25 protein-coding genes are annotated in these 26,301 nt (G+C 68.8%); 6 read left to right on the plus strand and 19 right to left on the minus strand.

Annotated elements, in window-relative coordinates; translation table 11 throughout:
- Positions 1-55: 55 nt before the first annotated feature.
- On the plus strand, positions 56-1,063 hold the full coding sequence (gene selD, locus FFF93_RS14350; protein ID WP_395858440.1) for a selenide, water dikinase SelD: 1,008 nt from the start codon (positions 56-58) through the stop codon (positions 1,061-1,063).
- Between the two features lie 50 nt (positions 1,064-1,113).
- Here selD and nrfD read toward each other — a convergent pair whose 3' ends face one another.
- The 7 genes from nrfD to FFF93_RS14385 all read right to left on the minus strand — a co-directional run bounded on the left by nrfD (position 1,114) and on the right by FFF93_RS14385 (position 10,891).
- Complete coding sequence (gene nrfD, locus FFF93_RS14355; RefSeq protein WP_138768316.1) at positions 1,114-2,205, minus strand: NrfD/PsrC family molybdoenzyme membrane anchor subunit; 1,092 nt, start codon at positions 2,203-2,205, stop codon at positions 1,114-1,116.
- On the minus strand, positions 2,202-3,206 hold the full coding sequence (locus tag FFF93_RS14360) for a 4Fe-4S dicluster domain-containing protein (RefSeq protein WP_138768315.1): 1,005 nt from the start codon (positions 3,204-3,206) through the stop codon (positions 2,202-2,204). Before FFF93_RS14360 ends, nrfD begins: the two co-directional genes overlap by 4 nt.
- A gap of 88 nt (positions 3,207-3,294) precedes the next feature.
- Positions 3,295-6,603: a formate dehydrogenase gene (gene fdh, locus FFF93_RS14365; RefSeq protein ID WP_144766430.1), complete on the minus strand. Its 3,309-nt coding sequence runs from the start codon at positions 6,601-6,603 to the stop codon at positions 3,295-3,297.
- A gap of 129 nt (positions 6,604-6,732) precedes the next feature.
- Positions 6,733-7,908 (minus strand): zinc-dependent alcohol dehydrogenase, encoded by a 1,176-nt coding sequence (locus tag FFF93_RS14370; protein WP_138768312.1) that lies wholly within the window; start codon positions 7,906-7,908, stop codon positions 6,733-6,735.
- Between the two features lie 81 nt (positions 7,909-7,989).
- Positions 7,990-8,706 (minus strand): HAD family hydrolase, encoded by a 717-nt coding sequence (locus FFF93_RS14375; RefSeq protein ID WP_138768311.1) that lies wholly within the window; start codon positions 8,704-8,706, stop codon positions 7,990-7,992.
- Complete coding sequence (locus FFF93_RS14380) at positions 8,693-8,995, minus strand: hypothetical protein (protein WP_138768310.1); 303 nt, start codon at positions 8,993-8,995, stop codon at positions 8,693-8,695. Before FFF93_RS14380 ends, FFF93_RS14375 begins: the two co-directional genes overlap by 14 nt.
- Before the next feature lie 132 nt (positions 8,996-9,127).
- Entirely contained in the window at positions 9,128-10,891 is a 1,764-nt protein-coding gene (locus tag FFF93_RS14385; RefSeq protein ID WP_138768309.1) for a glycoside hydrolase family 15 protein, read from the minus strand.
- Between the two features lie 89 nt (positions 10,892-10,980).
- Here FFF93_RS14385 and FFF93_RS14390 point away from each other — a divergent pair, with 89 nt between their 5' ends.
- Positions 10,981-11,736: a DUF72 domain-containing protein gene (locus FFF93_RS14390; protein ID WP_138768308.1), complete on the plus strand. Its 756-nt coding sequence runs from the start codon at positions 10,981-10,983 to the stop codon at positions 11,734-11,736.
- Positions 11,737-11,786: 50 nt separating this feature from the next.
- Positions 11,787-12,881: an App1 family protein gene (locus tag FFF93_RS14395; RefSeq protein WP_186372168.1), complete on the plus strand. Its 1,095-nt coding sequence runs from the start codon at positions 11,787-11,789 to the stop codon at positions 12,879-12,881.
- Here FFF93_RS14395 and FFF93_RS14400 read toward each other — a convergent pair.
- From FFF93_RS14400 to FFF93_RS14415, 4 genes are all read right to left on the minus strand, one after another.
- A complete protein-coding gene (locus FFF93_RS14400; RefSeq protein WP_138768307.1) occupies positions 12,878-14,401 on the minus strand; it encodes a glycoside hydrolase family 1 protein in 1,524 nt (507 codons plus the stop codon). The genes FFF93_RS14395 and FFF93_RS14400 overlap by 4 nt on opposite strands.
- A 114-nt stretch (positions 14,402-14,515) precedes the next feature.
- Complete coding sequence (locus tag FFF93_RS14405; RefSeq protein WP_138768306.1) at positions 14,516-14,905, minus strand: hypothetical protein; 390 nt, start codon at positions 14,903-14,905, stop codon at positions 14,516-14,518.
- Positions 14,906-14,969: 64 nt separating this feature from the next.
- Complete coding sequence (locus FFF93_RS14410; protein WP_138768305.1) at positions 14,970-15,326, minus strand: J domain-containing protein; 357 nt, start codon at positions 15,324-15,326, stop codon at positions 14,970-14,972.
- Between the two features lie 107 nt (positions 15,327-15,433).
- Positions 15,434-15,859 (minus strand): Hsp20/alpha crystallin family protein, encoded by a 426-nt coding sequence (locus FFF93_RS14415; RefSeq protein WP_138770359.1) that lies wholly within the window; start codon positions 15,857-15,859, stop codon positions 15,434-15,436.
- A gap of 149 nt (positions 15,860-16,008) precedes the next feature.
- Between FFF93_RS14415 and FFF93_RS14420 the strand changes: the two genes are divergently transcribed.
- Positions 16,009-16,299 carry a MerR family transcriptional regulator gene (locus FFF93_RS14420; protein WP_138768304.1) on the plus strand — a complete coding sequence of 97 codons (291 nt, stop codon included), beginning with the start codon at positions 16,009-16,011 and terminating at the stop codon, positions 16,297-16,299.
- 49 nt (positions 16,300-16,348) lie between these two features.
- Here FFF93_RS14420 and FFF93_RS14425 read toward each other — a convergent pair whose 3' ends face one another.
- The gene (locus FFF93_RS14425) at positions 16,349-17,131 is read right to left on the minus strand and encodes a phosphatase PAP2 family protein (protein ID WP_138768303.1); all 783 of its coding nucleotides are present in this window, start codon (positions 17,129-17,131) and stop codon (positions 16,349-16,351) included.
- 127 nt (positions 17,132-17,258) lie between these two features.
- On the opposite strand from FFF93_RS14425, the gene FFF93_RS14430 reads away from it, so the two are divergent.
- Both FFF93_RS14430 and FFF93_RS14435 read left to right on the plus strand, forming a co-directional pair.
- Entirely contained in the window at positions 17,259-18,356 is a 1,098-nt protein-coding gene (locus FFF93_RS14430; protein ID WP_138768302.1) for a DNA alkylation repair protein, read from the plus strand.
- 172 nt (positions 18,357-18,528) lie between these two features.
- Complete coding sequence (locus tag FFF93_RS14435; RefSeq protein WP_138768301.1) at positions 18,529-18,738, plus strand: hypothetical protein; 210 nt, start codon at positions 18,529-18,531, stop codon at positions 18,736-18,738.
- A gap of 143 nt (positions 18,739-18,881) precedes the next feature.
- Here the strand turns inward: FFF93_RS14435 and manD are convergent, their stop codons facing one another.
- From manD to FFF93_RS14470, 7 genes are all read right to left on the minus strand, one after another.
- On the minus strand, positions 18,882-20,111 hold the full coding sequence (gene manD / locus FFF93_RS14440; protein ID WP_138768300.1) for a D-mannonate dehydratase ManD: 1,230 nt from the start codon (positions 20,109-20,111) through the stop codon (positions 18,882-18,884).
- A 57-nt stretch (positions 20,112-20,168) separates the two neighbouring features.
- Positions 20,169-21,143, minus strand: coding sequence for a sugar kinase (locus FFF93_RS14445; protein ID WP_138768299.1), 975 nt, complete (start codon positions 21,141-21,143; stop codon positions 20,169-20,171).
- Positions 21,140-21,814, minus strand: a complete 675-nt coding sequence (locus FFF93_RS14450; protein ID WP_261375165.1) for a bifunctional 4-hydroxy-2-oxoglutarate aldolase/2-dehydro-3-deoxy-phosphogluconate aldolase — start codon at positions 21,812-21,814, stop codon at positions 21,140-21,142. Before FFF93_RS14450 ends, FFF93_RS14445 begins: the two co-directional genes overlap by 4 nt.
- A 5-nt stretch (positions 21,815-21,819) precedes the next feature.
- Positions 21,820-22,968: a galactonate dehydratase gene (gene dgoD / locus FFF93_RS14455; protein WP_138768297.1), complete on the minus strand. Its 1,149-nt coding sequence runs from the start codon at positions 22,966-22,968 to the stop codon at positions 21,820-21,822.
- 7 nt (positions 22,969-22,975) lie between these two features.
- On the minus strand, positions 22,976-23,872 hold the full coding sequence (locus tag FFF93_RS14460; RefSeq protein WP_138768296.1) for a carbohydrate ABC transporter permease: 897 nt from the start codon (positions 23,870-23,872) through the stop codon (positions 22,976-22,978).
- Complete coding sequence (locus FFF93_RS14465; RefSeq protein ID WP_261375168.1) at positions 23,869-24,843, minus strand: carbohydrate ABC transporter permease; 975 nt, start codon at positions 24,841-24,843, stop codon at positions 23,869-23,871. The genes FFF93_RS14460 and FFF93_RS14465 overlap by 4 nt, the downstream gene beginning before the upstream one ends.
- Positions 24,844-24,965: 122 nt before the next feature.
- Positions 24,966-26,261: an ABC transporter substrate-binding protein gene (locus FFF93_RS14470; RefSeq protein WP_138768295.1), complete on the minus strand. Its 1,296-nt coding sequence runs from the start codon at positions 26,259-26,261 to the stop codon at positions 24,966-24,968.
- Positions 26,262-26,301 lie beyond the last annotated feature (40 nt).

A 26,301-nucleotide genomic window follows, 5' to 3' on the forward strand; every position in this document is an offset into this window, starting at 1 on the left:
CATCAATATAGCAGGGTTGCCTTGGGGGTACGCTGGGCGGGTGACCGAGGCCCAGATAACCACCCGGAAGCCGGAGGAGGGCGCCACGCCCATCCGGCTCACAGGCTTTGCCCACGGCGGAGGATGCGCCTGCAAAATTCCCCCGGGCGAACTCGAGGACGCCGTCCGCGGCCTGATCGGGCACCCCGGGCCGGAGGTGCTCGTCGGGCTGGACAGCGGCGACGACGCCTCCGCCGTCCTGGTCCGCGAGGATCTGGCGGTGCTGACCACGGCCGATTTCTTCACTCCCGTGGTCGATGACGCGTACGACTGGGGCCGCATCGCCGCGGCCAACGCCCTGTCAGACATCTACGCCATGGGCGGCCGGCCCGTGACGGCCATCAACCTGCTCGGCTGGCCGCGTGGCGTGCTGCCGATGGAACTCATGACAGAGGTGCTCCGCGGCGGCCTGAGCGTCGCCGCGGAGGCGGGCTGCCCGGTGTTGGGCGGCCACTCCATCGACGATCCGGAGCCTAAATACGGCATGGCCGTCACCGGCGTCGCCCACCCGGATCGGTTGCTGCGCAACGACGCCGCCGAGCCCGGACTGCCCATCACGCTGACCAAGCCCATAGGCGTCGGGTTGCTCAACAACCGCCACAAGCAGACCGGCGAGGTCTTCGCCGAGGCGGTAGAAACGATGGCGCGGCTCAACCGCGACGCCTCCGACGCCGCCGTCGCCGCCGGGGTCAAGGCGGCCACCGACGTCACCGGCTTCGGCTTGCTGGGACACCTCTACAAGATGGTCCGCGCCTCCGGGATCGGCGCCGTCATTGACCTGCAGTCCGTCCCCCTGGTGGACGGCGCCCGGGCGGCGCTCCGCGACGGATTCGTCTCCGGCGGCACCAAGCGCAACCTCGATTGGGTGCGCGCCCACCTCGACGCCGACGCCGGGATCACGGAGGATGACCTGCTGCTGCTGGCGGACGCGCAAACCTCCGGCGGCCTGCTCGTGGTGGGCGAGGTGCCCGGCTACCCGGTGATCGGCCATACGACGGCGGGGCAGGGCATCCGGATCCGCTAGACCCGGCGCGCCGACGGCCCGAGCAGTGCTGACTGCTCCGGGCCGGCGCGTCAGCTGCCGGTGGTGATGGCATCGCCGGTGACGCCGGCGGCGCGCCGCGCCGCCAGGCGCCGCTTCTGCGGTTCGATCGTGTAGCGGGGATCCTTGGCCGAGGCGAGCCCGGCCTCGAACACGCCGAAACGGGTAAGTGCCGAGCCTGCCAGCAGCGCCAGTCCCGACGCCGCCGCGACCGCCCGGTTCCGGCCTCCGAGCAGGGTGCCCAGTCCGCCGGCCAGGACAAGCCGCTCGCTCCACTTCAGCAGGCTGCCTGCCTTGCCTTGGTGCAGGGGCTCCGCGGCCACCGGGTCCATCCGCCGTTCCATGATCTTCATTGCCACCACGTCCCCGACCACGCCGAGCAGCGCGAGGTTCCGAGCGGGTCCGGCTTCGCGGACCGGGGTTGTCACCATCGCGAGCCCTGCGGAGGCCAGGCTGGCGGAGCTGACGAATACGAACGGCAGTTCCCCGTGCATCTCGTTCCAGGTCGGCGTCGCGGTGTCGCCCAGCAGGACGGCCGTGTAGGCCGCCAGCGGTCCCGCGAAGACGGCGGCTTCGAGGCCGGCCGGGCCTTCTACGGCGCGGAGCACGCCCCGCAGCGGTCCCAGCGGCAGCCGTTCGCCGCTCATCCGGTCGATCTCCGCGACGGCGGCCACGGCGGCTCCCGCGCTAAACGCGCTCAGGATCCAAGAGCCGACGCTCATCGGCGAGGTCACCTTGAAGGTGCGCAGCATGTTCAGGAAGCGCTCCGGGCGTCCGAGGTCCTTGATCAGGGCGGCGGCGCCGAGGCCGACGGCGCCCAAGGCGCCGAGCCGGGCATTCCGCCGCAGCAGCGGCCGTCCGCTCAGCTGGCTGCCGGCTGCCAGCAGGGCGGAACCGCCGGCGACACCGCCGAGGAAGAGGTAGATGGCGACGTCGTCGCCCCAGGGGGCCGGCTTGACCACCGGACGGCCGTAGTACGAGGTGAATTCAGGTTCCGGCACCATGGGCATTTCCCGGGAGCCGTCACCGTTTTCCCTGCGCCGGCCGGTGCCGCGTTTGCCGCCCTCCCGCCGGCGTCGGGCAGGCTCGGTGGGCCGGAAGCTGTCGAATTCCGAGAGCGTCACTCGCGTCCTCCCAGGAACGCCACCGCGGCGGCGACGGCCATGCCGGCTACCGCCATGCCGGCCCGCCGGTACATCTTCGGCAGGTCCGCCGTGGGCACCCGCGGGTCCGGCGGGAGGCCGTAGACCTCGGGTTCATCCAGCAGCAGGAAGACCGAACCGGTTCCGCCGACGCCATCGTTCTCGTTCGCGCCGTACAGCCGGGCCTCGGTCATGCCCTGGGCGTGCAGGGTGGCGACCCGTTCCTTGGCGGTCTCCACCATGTCCTCGTGGTCGCCGAACTTGATGGACGTCGTCGGGCAGGCCTTGGCGCACGCGGGTGTCTCGTCGGCCACCAACCGGTCGTAACACAGGGTGCACTTCTGGGCGACGCCCGCGTTGGGGACGTCGGCATGCTTGGCGTGCTGTTCCTCCCTGCTGGCGGCAACCTTCACGGTGCCGTTGCTGCGGCGCTCGATCACGCCGAACGGACACCCGGCCACGCAGGTTCCGCAGCCGTTGCAGACGTCGTCCTGGACCACGACGGTGCCGAACTCGGTGCGGAACAACGCTCCGGTGGGGCAGACGTCGAGGCATCCGGCGTGCGTGCAGTGCTTGCAGACGTCAGAGGACATCAGCCAGCGGAAGTCCGGCGTGTCCGGCGGGGTGGTATCGGCGTCCGCGAGGTCCGCCACGCTGGGTGGGGCCGGCGGACCGATGCGCGGCATGCCAAGGCTGACCAGGGCACGGCCTGATTCCCGGGCCTCGGCAATGCGCTCCTGGCCCTGTTCGATGAAGGCGACATGCCGCCAGGTGCTGGCACCCAGCGACCCGGTGTTGTCATAGGAGGACCCGAGCAGTTCGAGGTTTCCGTCCTGCGGGTTGTGGTTCCACTCCTTGCAGGCAACTTCGCAGGCCTTGCAGCCGATGCAAATCGATGTGTCGGTGAAGAACCCCTTGCGCGGATGGTTGTGCTCCCAGTGGGCATCGGCGGTGGGGTCTGTCGGTCCGGTCAGCTGGCCCATTCGGTCCTCCAACGTCGGGTCGGTGTCCGGACGGCGGCGATGTGCCGCCACCCGGACCGGGCAAGATGTGCTGCGTTCGGGGCGGGGATCACGGCGTCTGCCCGCCCGGGTGTTCGCCCTCGGCGGCCGGATGGGTCACCGTGCTGTTACTGGTCTGCACCGTGAGCCCTGCCCGCGCCTGGTACTCGGCGACGAGCGCCAGCAGCTCCGGTCCCCGCGGCCTGCGCCCGGGGCGGATGTCGCAGGAGGCCACCTTCGATTCCTGGATCTGGACGTTGGGGTCGAGGGTAACGCCCAGCAGGTCGTTGGCAGCGTCGCCACTGACGACGGCGCTGCTCCCGACGCCCCAGTGATAGGGCAGCCCGATCTGGTGCACGGTGTGGTCTCCGACGGTCAGCGGCGTCATCCGCTCCGTGACCAGCACCTTCGCCTCGATGGCCGAGCGCGCCGAGATGATGGTGGCCCAGCCGTACGGCTCCAGCCCGCGCTCGGCGGCCAGTTCGGGCGAGACCTCGCAGAACATCTCCGGCTGCAGCTCGGAGAGGTACGGCAGCCAGCGGCTCATGCCACCGGCCGTGTGGTGCTCGGTGAGCCGGTACGTGGTGAACACGAACGGGTAGACGTCAGCGCCAGGGTCGCCGGCGCTGGGCGCGCTGAGGTTGTCCTTCCGGGGGTACTTCAGGCGTGCCGGGCTCTGCTGCTGCGGGTACAGCCCGTTGGCCACTGGCGACTCCTGCGCCTCGTAGTGGGTCGGGAGCGGACCGTCCACGAGTCCCTTCGGCGCGAACAGCCAGCCCTTGCCGTCGGACTGCATGATGAACGGATCGTCTCCGCTGAGCGCGGCCGGACCGCCCACCGAGGGGTCGGGTTTGCTGCCGGGGGCGAGGGTCGGCGGGAAGTCCGGGACGTCGTCGCCGACCCACTTGCCCTGCTCCTCGTCCCACCAGATGTATTTCTTGCGTTCGCTCCACGGCTTGCCGTCCGGGTCGGCGGAGGCCCGGTTGTACAGGATCCGCCGGTTGGCCGGCCACGCCCAGCCCCACTCGGGGGCCGCGGGGCCCTGCTCCTGGCCCGGCTTTCGGTTGGCGGCGTGATTGATCCCCTCGGCGTAGACGCCGGTGTAGATCCAGCAACCCGCCGTCGTGGAGCCGTCGGCGCGGAGTTCGGTGTAGGCGGAGAGTGGCTTGCCCGCGTCGGGGCCGGTCAGGTGACGGCCGTTGATTTCGGCAAGCACCGACTCGGGGTCCGGATCGCCGTGGTCGTCAGTGGGGTAGTCCCACGTCAGGTCCAGCAGCGGCCGGTCCCGTTCGTCCTGGGAACCGGCAAGCCTCTGCCGGATCCGGTGCCCCAGTTCGTAGAAAAACTGGAGTTCGCTCTGGCACTCGCCCGGCGGTGCCACCGCCTGGTGTCGCCACTGCAGCAGCCGCTGGGTCTGGGTAAAGGACCCGGCCTTCTCCACGTGCGTTGCCGCCGGCAGGAAGAAGACCTCGGTCTCAATGTCCTCGGTGCGGAGCTCCCCGGATTCGATTTCCGGGCCGTCCTTCCACCAGGTCGCCGACTCGATCATGTTCAGGTCGCGGACCACCAGCCACTTCAGGTGGGACATGCCGAGGCGTTGCATCCGGCCGTGGGCCGAGCCGACCGCCGGGTTCTGGCCGAGCAGGAAGTAGCCTTCCACCTCGTCCCGGAGCATGCTCATGACGGTCTCGTAGGTCCCGTGCGCACCGGTCAGGCGGGGCAGGTAGTCGTACGCCCAGTCGTTGTCCGCCGTCGCCGCGTCACCCCACCAGGCCTTGAGCAGGCTGATGGTGTATGCGTCGGCGTCGGCCCAGAATCCCTTCTGGTTTTTCGAGGCGTTCGCCTCGAGGTACTCCTCCAGGGTGTCGTGCCGCCCGGCGCTGGGCATCGGCAGGTAGCCGGGCAGCAGGTTGAACAGCGTGGGAATGTCGGTGGAGCCCTGGATGCTGGCATGGCCGCGCAGGGCCATGATTCCGCCGCCGGGGCGTCCCACGTTCCCCAGCAGCAACTGGAGGATGGCGGCGGCGCGGATGAACTGCGCTCCCAGGGAGTGCTGGGTCCAGCCCACGGCATAGGCGAAGCAAGTGGTCCGGTCGCGGCCGGAGTTCTCCGTGATTGTCTTCGCCAGGTAGGCAAAGTCCGCTTCGCTGATGCCGCACATGTCGCGCACCATCTCAGGGGTGTAGCGGGCGTAGTGCCGCTTCACGATCTGGAAGACGGTCCGGGGATTCTGGAGCGTGTCGTCCCGCAGCACCTCGGCGTGCTCGAGCGGCGGGCCGCCGCTGCCGAAGGTATCACCGGAGGCCCGGGCGCCGGCCTCTGCGCCGTGCTCAGGACCGGCCGGTTCGCCGATGGAGCCGTCCTCGGCCTCCTCGTAGGCCCAGGACGAGTTGTCGTAGGCGCCCTTCTCCGGATCGAACCCGGAGAACAGGCCGCCCAGGTCCTCGGCGTCGCGGTAATCCTCATGGACCAGCGTGGCCGCGTTGGTGTACGCGCTCACGTACTCCTTGAACCACAGGTCATTGGCGATGACGTAGTTGATGAGGGCACCTAGGAGCACGACGTCGGAACCGGCCCGGATCGGCAGGTGCTTGTCAGCGACCGCCGAGGTGCGCGTGAACCGGGGGTCGATGTGGATGACCTTGGCCCCGCGTGCCTTCGCCTCCGCCACCCACTGGAATCCGACCGGATGGCACTCGGCCATGTTGGATCCCTGAATGATGATGCAGTCGGCGTTGGCCATGTCCTGCAGTGATTGCGTTGCACCACCGCGTCCAAACGAGGCTCCCAAACTGGGAACCGTGGCGGAGTGTCATATACGGGCTTGGTTCTCCGTCTGTACCGCCCCGGCGGCGGTGAAGAGCTTCTTGATCAGGTAGTTCTCTTCGTTGTCCAGGGTGGCGCCGCCGAGGGAGGCGATGCCCATGGTGCGCCGCAGCAGGCGACCTTCGTCATCTTCCTGCTGCCAGGTCCTGCGCCGGCTTTCGATGAACCGGTCGGCGATCATGTCGACGGCGGTGGAAAGGTCCAGCCTTTGCCATTCCTTGGCGCGCGGGGCACGGTACAGGACCTTGGTCTGCCGGCCCGGAGAGTTAACCAGCTGTTCGCTGGCGGAGCCCTTGGGGCATAGCCGGCCGCGCGAAATGGGCGAATCGGGGTCGCCCTCGATCTGGACAACCTTCTCGTCCTTGACGTAGACGCGCTGTCCGCAGCCGACCGCGCAGTAAGGGCAGACGCTCTGCACGACGCGGTCCGCAGTGGCGGTGCGCGGCGCGATCGCCTGGGTCCGGGGCGAGGTAACGGACGGCCCGCGGCCCAGCAGGTCGCCCGTGCTCAGCTGCCGGATAACCGGCCATTGAAGGAAACTTCGCGGTGCCATTTCAGGAGCATATCCCAATCCAGGAACGAGTGACAGGACAGTCTTTCGGCATATCCGCCCGCGTTCCTACGTGTTTTCAAGGTCAGTCCCGCTGCCGGTCGGCCCCGGGGGACCGACCGGCAGCAGCACCTACGGCTTCAGGACGACCTTGATGCAGCCATCCTGCTTCTTCTGGAACTTCTCGTACATCGCGGGGGCCTCGTCCAGGCTGGCCTGGTGGGTCACGAGGTCCATGGCGCCCAGCGGGTCGGCGTCGGCTTCGACCAGCGGCAGCAGGTCATCGGTCCAGCGTCGCACATTGCACTGGCCCATCCGCAGCTGGATCTGCTTGTCGAACATGTGCATCAGGGGCATCGGGGTCGCGGTGCCGCCGTAGACTCCGCTCAGCGAGACGGTGCCGCCCCGGCGGACCGCATCAAGCGCCGTGTGCAGGGCGGACACCCGGTCCACTCCGACGGTCTCGAAGGCCTTCTGGGCCAGCTTGTCCGGCAACAGCCCGGCCGCGTGCTGGGCGAAGGCAGCCACGGGCGAATCATGGGCCTCCATCCCGACCGCGTCCACCACCGAGTCGGCGCCGCGGCCCTGGGTCATCGAGCGCAGCTCATCGGCCACGCCCTTGGAGAAGTCGAGGGTTTCGACGCCGTGCCGTTCCGCCATCGCCCGGCGCTCCGGCACCGGGTCCACGCCGATGACGCGCAGGCCGAAGTGTTTGCCGATCCGCGAGGCGAACTGTCCCACGGGTCCCAGGCCCAGCACCGCGAGGGTGCCGCCGTCGGGCACGTCCGCGTACTTCACGCCTTGCCAGGCCGTGGGCAGGATGTCCGAGAGGAAGAGGTAGCGCTCGTCCGGGAGGTCGGCGCCCACCTTAATGGGGCCGTAGTCGGCGTGCGGAACCCGCAGGTATTCGGCCTGGCCGCCCGGCACGGAGCCGTACAGCTCGGAGAAGCCGAAGAGTGCGGCGCCGGAGCCCTTCTCCTTGACCTGGGTCGTTTCGCACTGGGACTGCAGGCCCTGGCGGCACATGAAGCAGTGGCCGCAGGAAATGTTGAACGGGATGACCACGCGGTCTCCCTTGGCCAGGTTGGTGACGGCGCTGCCTACCTCCACGACGACGCCCATTGGCTCGTGGCCGACGATGTCGCCCTTGTGCATATAGGGGCCGAGGGTTTCGTAAAGGTGCAGGTCCGAGCCGCAGATTGCCGTCGAGGTGATGCGCACGATCGCGTCGGTGGGTTCCTTAATCACCGGATCCGGGACTTCTTCCACGCTTACGGACCGTTTGCCCTGCCAAGTAAGTGCCTTCATGTGCTTGCCTTTCGGTCGCGGTCTGAGGGGAACAGCGGGGGGAGGATCGGGCGCGGGGGCCGGCGGTGCGGGCCGGGGTCGTCAGTTGCCGCGAACGCGCGCGGCCAGCCTGCCGATGGCACTGCCGGCCAGGTTGTCCAGCAGCGCCCGCGGGCTCTCGTAGACGTCCACGGCGCCCGCTTCGCGGAGCTCGGCTTCGCTGGTGCCGCCGCAGGTGAGTCCGATGGCCGGGATGCCCAAGGCGCCGGCAGCGTAGATGTCCCAAACGGCGTCGCCCACGTAGACCGCATTCTCGGCGGCCACACCCACGGCCTCAAGCGCAGCGGCGAGGATGTCCGGCGCGGGCTTGCTTTCCTTCGCGTCGGCGGAGCTGGTGGCGGCGTGGATGTAGGCGTCGGCGTCGATGGTGGCGCGGAGAATCTCCAAGTCGCGGTCTCGTGCCGAGGACGCGAGGGCGACGGCGAGGCCGGTGTCGAAGCATTGCGCCAGCAGGTCCCGGGCGCCGTCGAGCCGTCGGAGCGACGGCCAGAAGGTGGAGAACACGGCGGCATGGGAGGTCATGATGTCGGCGTCGCCGTCGGGATCGCGGTCTTCCGGCAGCAGGTGGTCAAGGATTCTGTCGCCGCCCATTCCCACCGAGCGGTGGATGCTTGCCATCGGGACGTCATAGCCGGCCTGCCGGAACGCCTGCCACCACGCGAGGGTGTGGATGTAGGAGGAGTCGACCAGCGTCCCGTCGACGTCGAAGAGGACCGCCCCCGGGTGCTTGGCGGTGCGGGCAGCGTCAGTGGTGGGCACGGGTGCGCTTCGTGGCCGCCAGGGTGCCTCCCGAGAGCGAGGAGCCGCGGCCTGTGCCGCCGCCGGTCCGCCGCTTCGCCAGGGACGCCATCACAGCGGACTGGCTGTCGCCGCTGCGGTCCCTGATCAGGCCGGTTCCGGCGATCTCCCGGGCCTGGGCGATGCCCGCCACGGCTGCCCGCTTCGTGGGGAACGTGACGGAGACGGCCATCAGGTCGCCCGCAGCGTCCATCATCCGAATCCGGTAACCGCCGTCGGGCGCATCCACGAGCTCGAAATATCCAGCCATTGCATACTCCTTCAATCCTGCACCCCGTGCGGGGATATTAGTAAGTATACTTATCTAAGCTCTGGAAGAAAGTCCGGCGACGGGTCCGGGCCCGGCGGATAACGCCGCCGCCAGCCGGCGCCGGGCCACCGCTCAGTGGCCGTCCGCCTGCAACTGGAGTGCGCTGCGTACCAGGGCGAAGTGGCTGAAGGCCTGGGGCATGTTCCCCAATTGCCGCGCCTCTTGGACGTCCCACTCCTCGCTGAGAAGTCCGACGTCGTTGCGCAACGCCAGCAACCGTTCGAACAGCTCCGTGGCCTCCCGGCGGCGGCCGGCACCGATCAGCGCGTCCACGAGCCAGAAGGAGCACGCAAGGAACACGCCCTCGCCGCCCGGTACCCCGTCGTCGCTCTGCTCCGTCCGGTAGCGCAGCAGGAAGCCGTCATGGGTGAGTTCCCGCTGCACCGCGTCGATGGTGCCGACCACCCGGGGATCGTCCGGCGCCAGGAAGCCCACCCGCGGGATGAGCAGCAGGCTGGCGTCCAGCTCCGGCCGGCCGTAGGACTGCACGAAGGTGTTGCGCTCGGCGTCGAATCCGTGGGCCATCACGTCGGCGTGGATAGTGTCGCGGAGGGTCTCCCAGCGGTCCGCGGGGCCGGGGAGGTCGAAATCCCTGACTCCCTTGACCATCCGGTCCGCCGCCACCCAGGCCATCACCTTGGAGTGGGTGAAGTGGCGGCGCGGTCCGCGCATTTCCCAGAGGCCGTTGTCCGGCCGGTCCCAGGCTTTCTCCAGATGCTCCATCAGGGCGATTTGGACGTCCCAGGAATCGTCGCCATCCCGCAGCAGCGCGGTGCGCGTCAGGGCGAGGCAGTCCAGCACCTCGCCCCAGACGTCCAACTGCAGTTGTCCGGCCGCGCCGTTGCCGATCCGCACCGGCTTCGACCCCTCGTAGCCGGCCAGCCAGTCCAGCGTCATTTCGGGCAGCCGGCGCTCGCCATGCAGACCGTACATGATTTGCAGATCCGCGGGATCTCCGGCCACTGCCCGCAGCAGCCAGTTCCGCCAGGCCCCTGCCTCCTCGGAGTAGCCGGAGGAGAGCAGGGCCTCCAACGTCAGGGTCGCGTCCCGAAGCCAGCAGTAGCGGTAGTCCCAGTTGCGTTCCCCGCCGAGCTCCTCGGGCAGCGAAGTGGTAACGGCGGCCACGATCCCGCCGGTCGGAGCAAACGTCAGGGCCTTGAGCGTGATCAGCGAGCGCAGCACGGCATCGCGGTACGGGCCGGTGACCCTGCACTTGGCCGACCACTCCTGCCAGAACGATTCGGTGGCCGCGAGGACGCCTTCCGGGTCCACCCGGCGCGGGCGTCCCAAGTGACTGGGGGCCCAGGTCAGCACAAAGGGAACCCGCTGCCCGGCCTTGACGGTGAAGTCGCTGGCTGTCTGCATGTGCTCGCCGCGAAGCGGCGCCTCGGTCATGAGGTACGCGGCGTCGGGGCCAGCCACGGCGTGGATCCCGTGCTCGTCGTGACGGACCCAGGGGACGATATGGCCGTAGTCGAACCGCAGGGCCAGTTCGCTCCGCATCCGAACCGTCCCGCGGATCCCCACCACGATCCGCACGATGTCCGCCGCGCCGTCGCGGGGAGACATAAAGTCGATGACCTTGACCTTGCCGTCCTCGGACTCCCATTCGGATTCTAGGATGAGGGTGTTTTTGCGGTAGCGACGCCTGGTGCATTCGCCGCCGGCGGCCGGTGCGAGCAACCAGCGGCCGGCCTTGGGGCTGTCCAGCAGCGCATTGAAGCAGGCCGGCGAATCGAACCGGGGCAGGCAGAGCCAGTCGATGGAGCCTTCCGTGCTGATCAGTGCGGCGGTATGCAGGTCGCCGACCATTGCGTAATCCTCGATGCGTGCCATGGGTCTTACAGTGCCACATGGCATCACCGCCAACGAGGATTCCGGCGCCAGGGATGGGCCAGGCCGTGCCGGCGGGCTAGGATCCCAGCATGCCGGAACAGGGAACGGGCCGCGGGGCGGCGAACATCGGAACCAGCGGCTGGAGCTACGACCACTGGGAGAACGTGCTGTACCCGCCGGGGCTGCCGGCCCGGGACCGGCTGGCCCGCTACGCGTCCCGGTTCACCACCGTGGAACTGAACGCGAGTTTCTACCGCTGGCCCCGGGAGTCATCCTTTGCCGGCTGGCAGCGCCGCTTGCCCGAAGGGTTCACCATGTCCGTCAAGGCGCCGCGGGGGCTGACCCACGGCAAAAAACTGTACGGTCCGGAAGCCTGGGTGGAGCGGATCACCCGGTGCTGGCACGAACTCGGCGACAAGCGCGCCGTGCTGCTGGTGCAACTGCCGCCCGATTTCGCCCGCGACGACGCCCGGCTGGACTACTTCCTGGCTGCGCTGCCGCGGTGGATCCGCGTGAGCGTGGAGTTCCGCCACCGCAGCTGGGACCACCCGGAGGTGTATGCGCTGCTGGAGCGGCACGGCGCCGCCTACTGCGTGATGAGCGGGGCGCAGCTTCCCTGCATCCTGCGGGCCACCGCCGCCTTCGTTTACGTGCGGCTGCACGGCCCGGACCGGGACCACCTCTACGCCGGGTCCTACTCCGAGCAGGAGCTGGGCTGGTGGGCCGACCGGATCCGCGAATGGCAGGCGTCCGGCCGGGACGTCTACGCGTACTTCAACAACGACGGCGGCGGCAACGCGGTGCGCAACGCCACCCGGCTCCGTGAGCTGCTGGCAAACGGCTGATCCGCCGACGTAATCTCCGGCCGCTCTGCCTGCTGTGGGAGAGTGGACGTATGGAAATGGCGTCGCAGGAACCACCGCAAAAGGACTCGGACTACCCGGCCCCGAACAATCGGGTCCAGGGCAGCCACGCGTTCCGCCTGGCCCACCGGGTCTCGGACACCGTGAACCATCTCCGCCTCAAGGCCGCCAGGCGCTGGAAGTTCGCCCCGCAAACGATCGCCTATCAGGGCTACGGTTCCACCGAGTGGGTCCGGATCCTGGGCCGCGTGGTGCTGACCAGCAAGCCGACCCCCGGCAGCCGGGCGGAGGAGGCGGCGCAGAACGGCAACCAGAATGTCCGTGGCTGGCGCGCCTTTACCTCCGTCCCGATCCAGTTCGTCGAGGTGGACATCGAGATCGGCGGCACGACCATCCGGGTGAACGCCGACCGCGGCGGCATCGTGGACACCGTGGTCCCGGTTCGGCTCACGCCCGGCTGGCACACCGCCGTCCTGCGCGCCGAGGGGACCGAGCCCGCGGAGGCAAAGATCTACGTCATTTCTCCGGACACCACACTGGGCATCGTCTCCGACATTGACGACACGATCATGGTCACGGCACTCCCCCGGCCGTTCCTGGCGCTGTGGAACACCTTCGTGCTCAATGAACGGGCACGGATGGCCACCCCGGGCATGGCCGTCCTGATGGACCGGCTGCTGGTGGAACACCCCGAGGCGCCGGTGATCTACCTGTCCACCGGGCCGTGGAACGCGGCCCCGACGCTGGCCCGCTTCATCACCCGCAACATGTACCCCTCCGGGACCCTGCTGCTGACGGACTGGGGGCTCACCCACGACCGCTGGTTCCGCAGCGGCCAGGACCACAAGCGCCGGAACCTGGAACTGCTGGCCAAGGAGTTCCCCCACATGCGCTGGCTCCTCTTCGGAGACAACGGCCAGCACGACGAGTCCATCTATTCGCAGTTCGCCCAGGCCCACGCCGACCAGGTGGCCGCGATCGGCATCCGCCAGCTCTCCACCGGCGAAGCGGTGCTGGCCGGCGGCCACTCCGAAAACGGCGACCACACCGGCTCGACGGTCCCCTGGGTCTATTCGCCCGACGGCGCCGGGATGGCCAAGCGCCTGCAGGAGCTGGAGCTCCTCTAGCCCCCGGCCGCGGTCCCGGCTTCGGCCGCGGGGGCTTCGGCGTCGGGTATTGCGGCGTCCGCCGCCCCGCCGGCTGCGGCGCGATTCCGGGCCGCCATGAGCTCCCGGATCCAGTAGTAGGAGGCCTTCGGCGTCCGGGCCATGGTGTCCCGGTCCACATGGATCAGGCCGAACTGCTGCTTGTAGCCGGCGGACCATTCGAAGTTGTCCAGGAGCGACCACACGTAGTAGCCGCGCAGCTCGATCGACTCGGCGGCGCCCCCGGGCGACGTCGCCTCGATAGCGGCCCCGATGTGCTCGGCGAGGTACCGCACGCGGCGCTCATCCGGGACGATGAGCCGTCCCTCGGCGTCGTGGATCTCCAGATCCTCGAAGCTGGCGCCGCCCTCGGTGATATAGACCGGCGGCAGTTCCGGGTAGCGCTCGGCCATTTCCGCGAGCGCCACGGCCATGTAGTCGGGCTTGATGGGCCACCCGTAAGCGGTGATTTCGGTGTCGGGGAAGCTCTGGATGTGGAAGGGCGTTCCGGATCCGCCGCCGTTGAGGTCGTTGCCCATGGCCTCGGCCATGCCCTTCGGCACGGTGCCCTCGCCGGGTCCGGCGGCAACCCGGGTGGGCATGTAGTAGTTCAGCCCGTAGAAGTCCAGGGGCTGCGAGATCAGCTCCATGTCCTCGCTGGACGGGCTGAACGAGGAGAAGAACGTGGCGGCCCTGATGGCGTCCGGGTACTTGCCCAGCAGCACCGGGTCCGCGTACAGGCGGTTCTGGGCCATGTCCATAAGCCCGGCGCTGACCTTGTCCAACGGGTTGATGGAGGCCGGGACCATCGGCGAGTAGACGTTGGTGAGGCCGATTTCACCGGGCACCTTGGCCGCCCGCAGCGCCTGCATCGCCAGCCCGTGGCCCAGCAGCTGGTGGTGGACGCTCGGGAGCGCCTTGAGCATGTGGGCTTCGCCCGGGGAATGCACGCCCAGCATGTAGCCGTTGGCGCTCACCGTGGCGGGTTCGTTGATGGTCACCCAGCGAGCCACCCGGTCGCCGTAGGCCGCGGCGGCAATGGCGGCGAATTCCCCCAGCCGGTAGGCGGTGTCCCGGTTCATCCAGCCGCCGGCCTCGTCCAGCTCCAGCGGCGTGTCCCAGTGGTACAGGGTGGCCATCGGGGAGATCCCGTTGGCCAGCAGCAGGTCGATCAGGCGGTCGTAGAAGTCCAGCCCCTTGGGATTCACCGGACCGCTGCCGCCGGGCTGGATACGCGGCCAGGACAGCGAGAACCGGTACGAATCGATGCCCAGTTCCTTCATCAGCGCCACGTCCTCGGGCATCCGGTGGTAGTGGTCGCAGGCGATGGAGGGGCTGTGATCTTCGACGATGGTGCCGGGCCTGGCCGCAAAGACGTCCCAGCCCGAGGGACCCCTTCCGTCCTCGTCCAGCGCCCCCTCGATCTGGAACGCGGCGGTCGCCACCCCCATGGTGAACCCGGAAGGCAGCAGGGCAGCCAGATCGTGGGCGGAAGCGTTCATTGGCGGGTCCCCTATGCAGTTGCGCTGGTGGTTGATTGATTTTAGGCCCCGGCAGGTGCCCGCGCCACAACCGGCGCGTCGGGGTGGCCCGGGCCGCTTTGTACCGGGCTTCGCTCAGTACGTTGAGCCCTCCGGGCCCAGGAGGAATTCCTTGGCATGCGCCACGGCCTTCTTGAAGGCGTCATTCCGCAGGCTCACCAGCTGCTCAGCCTCGTCCGCCGCAGGCTCGAGGTAACCGGTGAAGCCCGGCCGGAGTACCCAGATGTCGCCGGCCGGTGGCAGGTAAAACACCCCGAAGGAGCGCTGCTGGCTGTCCTCAGCGGACCAGATCGGCACTACGGCCAGCGCAGCGCCGGTGTCCACGTTGATCCACTGCGCACGCGGAAGAGGCAACTCGTGGGCCTCGGGGTCAAGGAACGGCGCTGTCCCCTCGCCCCACCGTTCCTCGAACCGTTCGTGGAACGCCGGCATCAGGTGCGAATCGTAACGCCGCCATGCGCTCATGGCAGTACTCCTTCTCTTGGACTTCCTTGCCTGGTGCGGCGCCACCGCGCTGCCGCCGCCGCGATCATTCAGGACCCCGTTCCCACCGCACCGGGCTCACCCGCAGGACCGGTTCCCGCTCCCGGTGGCGGCGGACCGGGATGTCCCGGCCTCCCGTCCCGGCGGCCCCGGCGTCTCCGGGGCGGGCAGCGGGGTCATACTCCGCCCGCGACCTCGGATCCCTCAGTACGGCGAACGATTCCAGGATGAGCCGGACCTCGTCCCCGCCGTCGGGCGCGGTGCCGGACACGACGGGAGCGGACGCCTCCCGGTCCGGGTGCCGGAGCCGCATCAGTGCCCGGAAGGAACGCTGGATCTCAGCTTGCGTGGCGTCCGGGGCGACGTGCAGGGCGGCGTAGAAACCACGCGGGTCACGGTTCATGATTCCACCCCCTCCGTCGGGGATCCGTCGGGGATCCGGCCGCCCCGGCCTGGGCCGGGTCCGGCCGGATCCCCGCTCGCGCCGGCCGCCCACACCGGCCGGCGCGGTTACTTCCCGATCTCCTGCAGCTTGTCCTGGCTGTGCGTGATTTCGATCTTCCTGGGCTTGGCCTTCTCCGCCACCGGGATACGGAGGGTCAGGACACCGTCGGCGTAGTTGGCCTTGACGTTGTCCAGGTCGAGGGTGTCGCCCAGGATCAGCTGGCGGCTAAACACGCCGCGGGGCCGCTCCGAGGCCAGCAGCTCGACATTGGGCTGCGTCGGGTCGCGCCTTTCGGCCTTGACCGTCAGGACGTTGCGCTCGATATCGAGGTCCACCGAGTCAACGTTGACGCCGGGAAGATCGAACGCGACGACGAACTCGCCGTCCTCCTGCCATGCATCCATCGGCATGGTGGCCGGCCGGGCCGTCGTTCCGAAAACCTGCTGCGTCAGCCGGTCCAGTTCACGGAACGGGTCCGTACGCATCAACATCATTTACCACTCCTTCATCACAGTGATTCCTGAATCCTTGTTGACTATCCAGCCCCCAATTATCTGTGGTGGTGGATATAGATTTTTTATAGCACCAGTGCGAGACTGCTGCAAGAGGAAATTTTCTGACGAATGAAGGGGGTGGCGCCATGGCTGACCGCGGGGCAGACGTCGGGGTCTACGCGATCTCGGTGGTGGCGCAGCTGGTCGGGACCGGGCAGCAGAACATCCGGCTGTACGAACGGAAGGGGTTGCTGAGGCCGGACCGTACGGCGGGCGGCACCAGGCAGTACAGCGACACGGACCTGGTGGTGCTGCGGCGGATCGGCGAACTCCTGGAGGAGGGCCTGAACCTGGCCGGGGTGGCCAAGGTGCTGGAGCTGGAGGCGGCCAATGCGCTGCTCCGGGCGGAGCTGGACCGGCGCAGGCCGAGGCGTTAAACGACGAGGGGCGCGCTGACCGGCCGCGCGCCCCTCATTCCGTTGTTGCCTAGTCCGCGCCGCTCTCCTGCTTGGAGAGTTCGCCGGTGACCTGCTCCCCGGGGATCCGGGCCGTTCGCCAGGTGTCCAGCATGATCACCGCGCCCAGGATCACGAAGGAGATGGACAGGGAAGCGAGGGCGTCGGTGGTCCAGTGGTAACCGAGGTAGAGCCGGCTCACGGCGGCGAAGAAAATCCCGATGCCCGCCACCACGAAGCCCACCACGGCGGCCTTTGGGTTCTTGCGGCGCGAGAAGACCAAGAACGTCGTGACCAGGAGGAAGTCGCACGCGCCCAGGACGTGGCCGGAGGGGAACGAGAAGGTGGAGTCCGCCCCGAAGAGCATGAGGTCCACCGGCGGGCGGTGCCGCTCAACCGTCCGGCCGATGAGCTGGGCCAGGATGACGCCGGTCAGCATGGCGCCGGCGAGGACCATCGGCCGCCACGCGTGCTTGGCCAGCAGCCCCCAGGCTACGGTGACCACCAGGATGATGATCGGCAGCCCGATCGGGCCGAAGACGATGGCCAGGATGATCATGATGGTCGTGGTGGGCTCCCCGCGCAGCGTCACGAGCCAGGAGCGCACCGGCTCGTCGACGACGCTGATGCCCCCGTGCTGCAGGACACTGACCAGGATGAAGATGAACAGCACGGCACCGAAGACCATGAGTCCGACGGCGGTCCGGTAGAGGTTCCTGCGTGCCTCCACGTCCATGTAGCGCTCTTCGACCACGAACTTGTCGTGGAAGACCCGCCACCAGCCGGACGATTTCCCGGTTTCTTGCTCTGCCATTCCCGAATCCGCCTCTGCACCGTGTGTTGACTGACATTCCCCTCGTGAAGAATATCCCGGTTCCGTCGCTCCGGGCGTTTTGGGCCGGACCGCAGTCTCACGCCCCTGCCGCCGGTAGCCTGAAGCAATGGGCGTGATGAATGAACTGATCAACCCGGGTGTGGTCGGCTCGTTGGAGCGTATCCTTGCCGCGGCCGCACCGGGCCTCCGCTTCCCGCACCTTGCCGGGACGGCCGGGCGGCTGGACGCGCTGAGCCTGCGGGAACGCACCGACCTCCTGAGCAGCGCCCTCCTGGCCGACCTGCCCGGGGGCTACGCGGAGGCCGCGTCGATCGTCCGGCGGGCGCTGGACGACCCGGCCTTTACCGGCTGGATGATCTGGCCCGTCAGCGAGTCGGCGGCCACGCTGGCCCTTGCGCGGAGGGCTCCGGGCGATTTCGAGGACTGCCTGGCGCTGCTCGCCGAGCTGACGCCGCGGCTTACTGGCGAATTCGCGATCCGTCGGCTCCTCGCCGCCGATCTGGACCGGGCGCTCGGAATCATCCAGGCCTGGACGACACATCCGGACTGGCACGTGCGCCGGCTGGCCAGCGAGGGCACCAGGGCCTACCTGCCGTGGGCCATCCGGGTTCCGGAGATCACGGCCCGTCCCGCGGCAACCCTGCCGATCCTGGACGCCCTGTACCGCGACCCGGTCGAGGATGTCCGGCGGTCGGTCGCCAACCACCTGAACGACCTGGCCCGGCACGCACCGGACGACGTGGTGGCCACCGCCGCCCGCTGGATGGCGGCTCCGGACGCGAACACGCCGCGGGTGGTGCGCCACGGGTTGCGGACCCTGGTCAAGAAGGCCCATCCCGGGGCGCTGGAGCTGCTGGGGTTCCCGCCGGCGTCGCTCGCGGTCACCCGGCCCCGGCTGGACCGCAGCGTCGTTGAGCTTCCCGGGGAGCTCGGCTTCGATTTCGACGTCGCCAACACCGGCCCGGACGAGGCCCGCATCGCCGTCGACTACGTCGTGCACTATGCGAAAGCCAACGGCGTCCCCGCGGAGAAAGTGTTCAAGCTCGGGACCGCAGTGCTCGGTCCGGGCGAATCAAGGACCTTCGCCAAGCGCCACGCCTTCCGCCAGATGACCACCAGGGTCCACCACCCGGGCGATCACGCGCTTCAGCCGCAGGTCAACGGTGTCCGCCATCCGGAGGCCCGGTTCACGGTGGTGACCTAGGGCGGAGCCTCCGCCGTTGCCCGGGCCGCGGCCAAGTCACGGCCCGGGCAACGGACCGGATCGACACGGTTCCGGGACGCCCCGCGTGGTGAGTTGACTCACGTTTAAATCAGACGTTACTCTCGCTTCAGCCCTTGGCCACCAAGGCGACCACCTTCAGGAAGACTGTGCGATGACGACAGCAAGCGAGTGCATTGAAATCCAGGTCGACAGCCGCCGGCTGCTCGACGAACGGCTAAACGACGCGGTCCCGGGGCTGCAGCGGCTCGCCATGCTGACGGGCACCCACGGCATCCTGCTGACGCGCGTCAAGCCGGGCCACTACACGGCAGCGCTCTCCGACCAGGTTCCCTTCGGGATGACCCGAGAACTCGTCCACTAGGGCGGACGCACCGCGGGACCGGGCCGCCAGGCTCGGGGCTCGAACAAGCCAGGTCCCGGGCGGCTGAGCATCGACTCGCCGCCCGGGACCTTATTGGTTTAGCGGCCGCTCACCGGCCGCGGCCGCTCACCAATCGTGGCCCATCACCAGTCATGAACCGTGCCGTCGACGAGCCGGTTGTACGGCAGGTAGGCCTGCTGGTACGGGTAGGCCGCAGCGGCCTCCTCGTTGAATTCGACGCCGATGCCGGGCTTGTCCCCCGGGTGCAGGTAGCCGTCCACGAAGGTCATGGACTGCTCGAAGACCTCGTTGGTCTTGTCGGAGTGCTGCATGTATTCCTGGATGCCGTAGTTGTGGATGGCCAGGCCCACGTGCAGCTGCGCGGCGAAGCCGACCGGGGAGATGTCCGTGGGCCCGTGGAAGCCGGACTTGATCTGGTACTGGGCGGCAAAGTCCATCACCTTCTTCAGCGGCGAGATCCCGCCAAAGTGCGTCGAGGCGGCCCGGACGTAGTCGATCAGCTGTTCCTTGATGATGCTCTGGTAGTCGTACACGGTGTTGAAGATTTCACCGATCGCCAGCGGGGTGGTGGTGTGCTGCCGGACCAGGCGCAGCGCCTCCTGGTTCTCTGCCGGGGTGCAGTCCTCCAGCCAGAACAGGTCGTACGGCTCCAGCGCCTTGCCCAGCTTCGCGGCCTGGATCGGGGTCATCCGGTGGTGCCCGTCGTGCAGCAGCGGCAGCTCGGGACCGAACTCGTTCCGGACCGCCTCAAACACCGAGGGCAGGTGCCGCAGGTAGGCGCGGGTGTCCCAGTCCTCCTCCTGCGGGAACGCGCCACGCCCGGCCGGTTCATAGTCATACCGCTCCCCCGAGGCCTGCGCCTGGGCCGCGACGCCGTAGACGGCCTTGATGCCGGGCACGGCGGTCTGGATCCGGATGGACTTGTACCCGAGTTCCAAGTGTTCCCGGACCGAGTCGAACAGGGACTCAAGGTCCGAGCCCGAGGCATGCCCGTAGGCGCGCAGCCCGTTCCGGGAGGCGCCTCCCAGCAACTGGTACACCGGCATCCCGGCCAGCTTGCCCTTGATGTCCCACAGCGCCATGTCGACGGCGGCGATCGCGGCCATCGTGACCGGACCGCGGCGCCAGTACGTGGAGCGGTAGAGGAACTGCCAGGTGTCTTCGATCCGGTGCGGGTCCTTGCCGATCAGCAGTTGCGCCACATGTTCCTTCAGGTACGCGGCGACGGCCAGCTCACGGCCGTTCAGGGTGGCGTCGCCGATTCCGGTGACACCGTCCTCGGTGGTGATCCGCAACGTGACGAAGTTGCGGGACGGGCTGGTGACGAAGACTTCGGCGGCAATTATTTTCACGGCGGGTCCAGGCTTTCGGTATCGATCGGGATGGGGGGTCCGGGGCGGATTGGGGTCTTAGCGCTGCGTGCTGCCGTCCGGCGCGGCGCCCAGCAGTGCCAGTTCCGCGGCGCTGGGCAGGCCCTCGCAGTCTCCCGCGGTGCTGACGGCGAAGGCGCCGGAGAGGGTGCCGCGCCGCAGGCGTTCGGCGATGTCGCCGCCGTCGAGCAGGGCCGAAAGGTAACCGGCGGTGAAGGCGTCCCCGGCCCCGACGGTGTCGATGCTGGTCACCGGGACGGCGGGGGCTTCCCAGCGGCCGGCGGCGGTGTGCACCCCGGCTCCGGCGGCGCCGCGCTTGACCACGACTTCCTGCACGCCGCGGCCCAGGAGCTCGGCAGCCAGGGCCAGTTCGGCCCCGTCCGGGTCCGTTCCGCCGGCTGCGCCGCCGCCGCCGGCAACGAGGCCGAGTTCGTCGTCGGAGGCCACCAGGACGCTGGCGTGCCGGGCGAGCGGGATGAGGACGGCGCGGGCCTCGTCGCGGGACCACAGCTTGCTGCGGTAGTTGACGTCGAGGGAGACCACCAGGCCCTCGGCCGCACCGCGTGCGGCCGCGTATTCGACGGCGCGCCGCGCGTCCGGGCTGAGGGCGACGGTGATGCCGGTGAGGTGCAGGACCCGGGGGCCGGCGGCGAAGGCCCGGTCCACATCCTCGCGGCAGATTGTGGAGCCCGCGGACCCGGCGCGGTAGTAGAAGGCGCGGCTGATGTCCGCGGTGCGCCGCTCCAGGAACATCACCCCGGTGGCGCGGCCGGCGTCCACCCGGTGCTGCACCGCGAGGCCCTCGCTGCGCAGTTGCCGCAGGATGAACTCGCCGTGCGGGTCCGCGCCCACGACGCCGGCCCAGGCGACGCTGTGGCCCAGCCGGGCGACGCCGACGGCGACGTTGGACTCCGCCCCGGCCACGTGCATGGACAGGCTGCCGCCGGCGGACAGCGGCCCGCCCGACCGCAGCGAGACCATCGATTCGCCAAGCGTGAGCAGGTCAACCGTCATCGCGCCCGCTCCGCGGCTCCCGGCCGGCCGTACCCGGCGGCGAGGCCGAGGAACGCCCGGGCCCGCTCTCTCATCGGGGCGAGGTCCCCGCCCGAGCCTGCGTCGCCGAACAGCGGCCCGCCCAGTCCGACGGCGATCGCGCCGGCGTCCCAGTAGCCGGCGGCCTCGTCCAGCCCGACGCCGCCCACCGCGATGAACGGGATGCCGGGGAAGGGGTCGCGGAGCGCCTTGAGGTAGCCGGGGCCGCCGATCGAGGCGGGGAAGAGCTTCACCGCGGTGGCGCCGCGGTTCATCGCCTCGTAGGCCTCGCTGGGGGTCAGCGCGCCGGCCAGGACGGGAATGCCGAGGCGTGCGGATTCCTGGATGGAGCTCGCCAGTGCGGGCGTCACCATGAACTGGCCGCCGGCCTCGGCCACCTCCGCCACGTCCGCGGCGGTCAGGACGGTGCCGGCTCCGACGAAGCAGCCTGCGGGGGCCGCGGCCCGGACGGCGCGGATCGCGGCGAGCGCATCCGGGGTGGTGAGGGCGATCTCGACGTAACGGAAGCCTTCCGCCATGGCCGCGAGGGCAGCCTGGGCGGCGGCTCCGCCGTTGGTACCGCGCACGATCGCCACGAGACGGGTCTCGCGGATCCCGGCCAGCAGGGCCCCGGGGGTGGGCTCGGAGGTCATGTCGTTCACCATTCTGCGAAGGCACCGTCGGGGTGGCGCCAGACGGGGCCGCGCCAGGCGTGGCCGCGCTTGTCCGCGGCACGGACCACGGCCTCGTCAATCTCGATGCCCAGTCCCGGCCCGGTCAGCCGTTCGATGTGGCCGTCGACGAATTTCAGCGGGCTCTTGTCCACCACGTAGTCCAGGACTTCGGCGCCCTGGTTGTAGTGGATGCCGATGCTTTGTTCCTGGATCAGGAAGTTGGGCGTCGCGAAGCCCACCTGCAGGCAGGCGGCCAGCGCCAGCGGCCCCAGCGGGCAGTGCGGGGCCAGCTGGACCTCGTAGATCTCCGCGAGCGAGGCGATCTTGCGGACCTCGGTGATGCCGCCGGCGTGCGAGAGGTCCGGCTGGGCCACGGCGATGCCGGCCTGCAGCGCGGGAAGGAACTCCTGCCGGCTGTAGAGCCGCTCGCCGGTGGAGACCGGCGTCGTGGTGCTGGCGGTGAATTCGCGCAGCAGGTGCGTGTTTTCCGGGACCACCGGCTCTTCGAGGAAGAACGGCCGGTACGGCTCCAGCAGCGGCGCCACCCGGCGGGCGTTGGCGAGGCTGAATCGGCCGTGGAAATCGACGGCGACGTCGCGGTGGTCCCCGAGGACCTCGCGGGCGGCCGCGACCCGGCGGACGACGCCGTCGAGTTCCGCCACGGAGGCGATGGGGCTCATCCGGCCGCTGGCGTTCATCTTGACGGCGGTGAGCCCGACCTCCAGCTGGGCGCTGATCTGGTCGGCCACCTCGTTGGGCTCGTCCCCGCCGACCCAGCCGTACATCCGGATCCGGTCGCGGACGTGGCCGCCCAGGAGCTGGTGCACGGGGGTGTTGAAGTGCTTGCCCGCGATGTCCCACAGGGCCTGGTCCAGGCCGGAGACGGCACTGGCGAGGATGGGTCCGCCGCGGTAGAAGGAGCCCTTGGTCATGACCTGCCAGTGGTCCTCGATCCGGAGCGCGTCGTTGCCGATGAGCAGCTCGGAGAGCTGGTCCACGGCCGTGCGGACCGTTTCGCTGCGCCCCTCGCAGCTGGCCTCACCCCAGCCGACGATCCCGCTCTCGGTCTCGATCCGGACGAAGAGCCAGCGCGGCGCGACGAGGAAGGTCTCAATCCTGCTGATGCGTGTCATATGCTGCCTAGCCCTTGGTCGCGCCGGCGGTGAGGCCGGAGACGATGTACTTCTGCGTGAAGAGCGCAATGATCATGATCGGGATGGTGACCACCGTGGCGGCGGCCATCAGTCCGCCCCAGTCGATGCTGGCGTAGGAGACGAAGTCGAAGATCGCCACCGGCAGCGTCTTGGTCTTGGACCCGGACAGCACCAGCGCGAACATGAAGTTGTTCCACGAGAAGATGAAGGACAGGATGCCGGCGGTGGCGATGCCGGAGACGGACAGCGGCAGCGTGATGCGCCGGAACGCGCCGATCGGGGTGAGCCCGTCCACCTGGGCGGATTCCTCCAGCTCCAGCGGCAGCGAATCGAAGTAGCTCATCATGATGTACACGATCAGCGGCAGTGCCACGAACATGTGGCTGAGGATGAGGACCTCGAAGCCGCCCACCATCTTCAGGTTGGAGAAGACGTAGTACCACGGCACCAGCAGCGAGACGCCGGGGATGACACGGGCCATCAGGACCACGAGGGCCGAGCGGTGCATGGTGAAGCGGCTCATCGCGTAGGCCGCCGGGACGCCGAGGACCAGGGACAGCGCGGTGGAGACGAACGCCACCCAGAAGCTGTTGAAGATAAAGACGAAGTAGTTGTTGCGCTGCAGCACGTTGGCGTAGTTCTCGCCGGTGGGGGTGAAGACGAAGGACTTGGCCGTGTCGTAGATGTCCACGTTGGTCTTGAAGGAGGCCAGCAGCATCCAGAACAGCGGGGCGATCAGGAACAGCACGACGGCGATCAGGGCAACAACCCGGAACACCTTGTAGGCGCGGCTGGCCAGCGGCTTGCGGCGGCGCGGAGCGGGCGCGGGCCGGGCGGCCGCCGTGGTGCCGGTGTGTTCGGTGTTCGTGTTCAGGACGGTCATTTGCTTACCGCTTTCTTGCGCATGGTCAGCAGCCACATGGTGCCGATGATGATCATGAAGAACAGGATCAGCACCGCGGAGGAGAGCCCGTACTGGTTGTAATCGAAGCTCAGGCCGTAGGCGTAGACGTTGAGGGTCTCCACCTCGTGGAAGGAGCCGCCGCCCTTGCCCTTGGTGGCGTAGAGGATGTCGAAGGTCTTCAGGGCGTCGATGCCGCGCAGCAGGATGGCGACGATCACGGTCGGCATCATGAGCGGCAGGGTAATGAAGAAGAAGCGCTGGAAGGCGTTGGCGCCGTCCATCCGGGCTGCCTCGTCCGGTTCCTCGGAGAGCGAGGTCAGGCCGGCGAGCAGGATCAGCACCACCATGGGGGTCCACTGCCAGATGTCCATGAAGATCGTGGTGCCCAGCGCGGTGTCCTGGCCGGAGAGCCACGGCTGCGGGGGGATGCCGATCATGCCGAGGAGCTGGTTGACGAAGCCGATGTTGGGGTCGAAGATCAGCCGCCACATCATGCCGACGGCCACGGGGGTGGCGACGAGCGGCAGCAGGATGGCGACCCGCACCCATTTTTCGCCGCGGAATGGGCGCCACAGCAGCAGGGCGATGCCCATGCCCAGAACAACTTCGCAGGCCAGCGCGACGCCGGTGAAGCTCAGCGTGCGGCCGACGGCGGGCCAGAACCGTTCTACGTCGGAGAGCACCGTCAGGTAGTTCTCGAGGCCGACGAACTCGGAGGCGGCGCGGACCGAGCCCTGCGAGTCGGTGAGGCTCAGGTAGAGCGTCCACGCCAGCGGGAAGACGATCAGCACGCCGACGAAGATCATCGCCGGTGCGGCGAAGAGCCACTTGCGGTGCCGGTTGGCCCAGGCGGAGAAGTCTTTCCGCGGGCCGGGCGTGCGGGCCGTGCGTCCGGCGCCGAGGGCCGTGTCACGGGCGGTGTCGCCGCGGGAGGTGTTCAGTACAGACATGGTTCACCTAAGGAGTTGGGGGTGAAGTTAAGAGCGTGGCCGCGGCGGGACGGCGGCTGGGCAGCCGTCCCGCCGCGGCGGTGTGCGCGGGCGGTTCGCGTCAGGCGCGTCCCGCCGGGGCGTTACTTCTTTTCGCTGTCCAGGAACTTCTGGAAGGCGTCGTTTGCCGTGTCGGCCGCGGCCGAGGCATCGGCACCGGTGATGGTGGCAACGATCGGAGCACCGACGATTTCGCGGGCCTTGCCCACGGTGACAACTTCGGGACGGTCGTGGCCCACGCCGTTCTTGGCGCTGGCAGCGATGGCCTCAGCCAGGTCCTTCGGGTAGGTGGAGGTACCGGCCGGGTCGGCCCAGACCGAGGCGCGCGGGCCGGGAACGCCGGCCTTCTGGGCCTGCAGGGTGCGGTCCTTGCTGGTGGCCCACTGGATGAACTTCCAGGCGTTGTCCTGGTTGCCCGAGGCCTTGTTCACGGCGAGGCCCCAGGACGGGATGTTGTACGGCTTGGAACCGGCCGGGCCGGCGGGAAGGGCCGCGAAACCGACCTTGTCGGCGACCTTGGACTTGGCCGGATCGGTGGCGTTCTTGTACAGCGAGTCGGCCTCGGTGTAGAAGGCGGCCTTGCCCTGGGTGAAGATTGCCATCGCCTCGGGCCAGCTCATGTCGGTGCTGACGTTCTTCGGGCCGTAGTTCTTGATCAGGCCGCCGTAGAAGGAGTAGGCCTTCTTGGCGGCGTCGCTGCCGACGGCGGACTTGCCGCTGCCGTCAATGAAGTCGCCGCCGAAGCTGTAGAGGAAGCTGGAGAACTGGGTGACCGCGGCGGACTTGCCGGTGCGGGCCACGAAGCCGGCGGTATCCGGGTTGGCTTCCGAGATCTTCTTGGCGGCGGCCTGGAGCTCGTCCATGGTCTTGGGGACCGCGACGCCGGCTGCCTGCAGCAGGTCCTTGCGGTAGTAGAGCACCTCGCGCTCGGTGATGATCGGGACGCCGACCACCTTGCCGTCAACGGTGGAGGCCTTGACCGGGCCCTCCTGGTAGTCCTTCCAGTCCCAGCCGGCGTCCGAGGAGACCTTGGACGTCAGGTCGGCGAGGTAGCCGTTCTTCGCGAACGCCTTGCCCTCCTGGAGCGGGCGGTACATCATGACGTCGATTTCGTCGCTGCCGGCGTTGAGCTTGACGTTGTACTGGTCCGAAAGCTGGTCCTCGCCAAGCTGGGTGAGCTCGACCTTGAGGCCGGTGGCCTTTTCGAATTCCGGAATGGCTGCCTTGATGCCCTCGGTCCACACGTGGTTGGCCAGTGTGACCCGGACCGTGCCGGCGGCCTTGGCATCGCCGCTGCCGCTGCCGCCGCCACAGGCGGTCAGGCCGAGCGACAGCGCCGCGGCGACGGCCGCGTACTTCACAATTGAACGCCGCTTCATTACGACTCCCTTGTCTTCAGGGCCGGATCAAGCTCCAGCC

Source organism: Arthrobacter sp. KBS0702, assembly GCF_005937985.2.
Taxonomy (GTDB): domain Bacteria; phylum Actinomycetota; class Actinomycetes; order Actinomycetales; family Micrococcaceae; genus Arthrobacter.

What these genes read in the sequence shown, in the direction of transcription:
- dgoD (WP_138768297.1), bottom strand. Translation starts at nt 22,968, where the DNA reads ATGACACGCATCAGCAGGATTGAGACCTTCCTCGTCGCGCCGCGCTGG.
- FFF93_RS14420 (WP_138768304.1), top strand. Translation starts at nt 16,009, where the DNA reads ATGGCTGACCGCGGGGCAGACGTCGGGGTCTACGCGATCTCGGTGGTG.
- FFF93_RS14390 (WP_138768308.1), top strand. Translation starts at nt 10,981, where the DNA reads ATGCCGGAACAGGGAACGGGCCGCGGGGCGGCGAACATCGGAACCAGC.
- FFF93_RS14465 (WP_261375168.1), bottom strand. Translation starts at nt 24,843, where the DNA reads ATGTCTGTACTGAACACCTCCCGCGGCGACACCGCCCGTGACACGGCC.
- FFF93_RS14425 (WP_138768303.1), bottom strand. Translation starts at nt 17,131, where the DNA reads ATGGCAGAGCAAGAAACCGGGAAATCGTCCGGCTGGTGGCGGGTCTTC.
- FFF93_RS14435 (WP_138768301.1), top strand. Translation starts at nt 18,529, where the DNA reads ATGACGACAGCAAGCGAGTGCATTGAAATCCAGGTCGACAGCCGCCGG.
- FFF93_RS14360 (WP_138768315.1), bottom strand. Translation starts at nt 3,206, where the DNA reads ATGGGCCAGCTGACCGGACCGACAGACCCCACCGCCGATGCCCACTGG.
- FFF93_RS14460 (WP_138768296.1), bottom strand. Translation starts at nt 23,872, where the DNA reads ATGACCGTCCTGAACACGAACACCGAACACACCGGCACCACGGCGGCC.
- FFF93_RS14445 (WP_138768299.1), bottom strand. Translation starts at nt 21,143, where the DNA reads ATGACGGTTGACCTGCTCACGCTTGGCGAATCGATGGTCTCGCTGCGG.
- FFF93_RS14450 (WP_261375165.1), bottom strand. Translation starts at nt 21,814, where the DNA reads ATGACCTCCGAGCCCACCCCCGGGGCCCTGCTGGCCGGGATCCGCGAG.
- FFF93_RS14430 (WP_138768302.1), top strand. Translation starts at nt 17,259, where the DNA reads ATGGGCGTGATGAATGAACTGATCAACCCGGGTGTGGTCGGCTCGTTG.
- FFF93_RS14410 (WP_138768305.1), bottom strand. Translation starts at nt 15,326, where the DNA reads ATGAACCGTGACCCGCGTGGTTTCTACGCCGCCCTGCACGTCGCCCCG.
- FFF93_RS14385 (WP_138768309.1), bottom strand. Translation starts at nt 10,891, where the DNA reads ATGGCACGCATCGAGGATTACGCAATGGTCGGCGACCTGCATACCGCC.
- FFF93_RS14405 (WP_138768306.1), bottom strand. Translation starts at nt 14,905, where the DNA reads ATGAGCGCATGGCGGCGTTACGATTCGCACCTGATGCCGGCGTTCCAC.
- FFF93_RS14395 (WP_186372168.1), top strand. Translation starts at nt 11,787, where the DNA reads ATGGAAATGGCGTCGCAGGAACCACCGCAAAAGGACTCGGACTACCCG.
- FFF93_RS14370 (WP_138768312.1), bottom strand. Translation starts at nt 7,908, where the DNA reads ATGAAGGCACTTACTTGGCAGGGCAAACGGTCCGTAAGCGTGGAAGAA.
- FFF93_RS14400 (WP_138768307.1), bottom strand. Translation starts at nt 14,401, where the DNA reads ATGAACGCTTCCGCCCACGATCTGGCTGCCCTGCTGCCTTCCGGGTTC.
- FFF93_RS14380 (WP_138768310.1), bottom strand. Translation starts at nt 8,995, where the DNA reads ATGGCTGGATATTTCGAGCTCGTGGATGCGCCCGACGGCGGTTACCGG.
- FFF93_RS14415 (WP_138770359.1), bottom strand. Translation starts at nt 15,859, where the DNA reads ATGTTGATGCGTACGGACCCGTTCCGTGAACTGGACCGGCTGACGCAG.
- FFF93_RS14470 (WP_138768295.1), bottom strand. Translation starts at nt 26,261, where the DNA reads ATGAAGCGGCGTTCAATTGTGAAGTACGCGGCCGTCGCCGCGGCGCTG.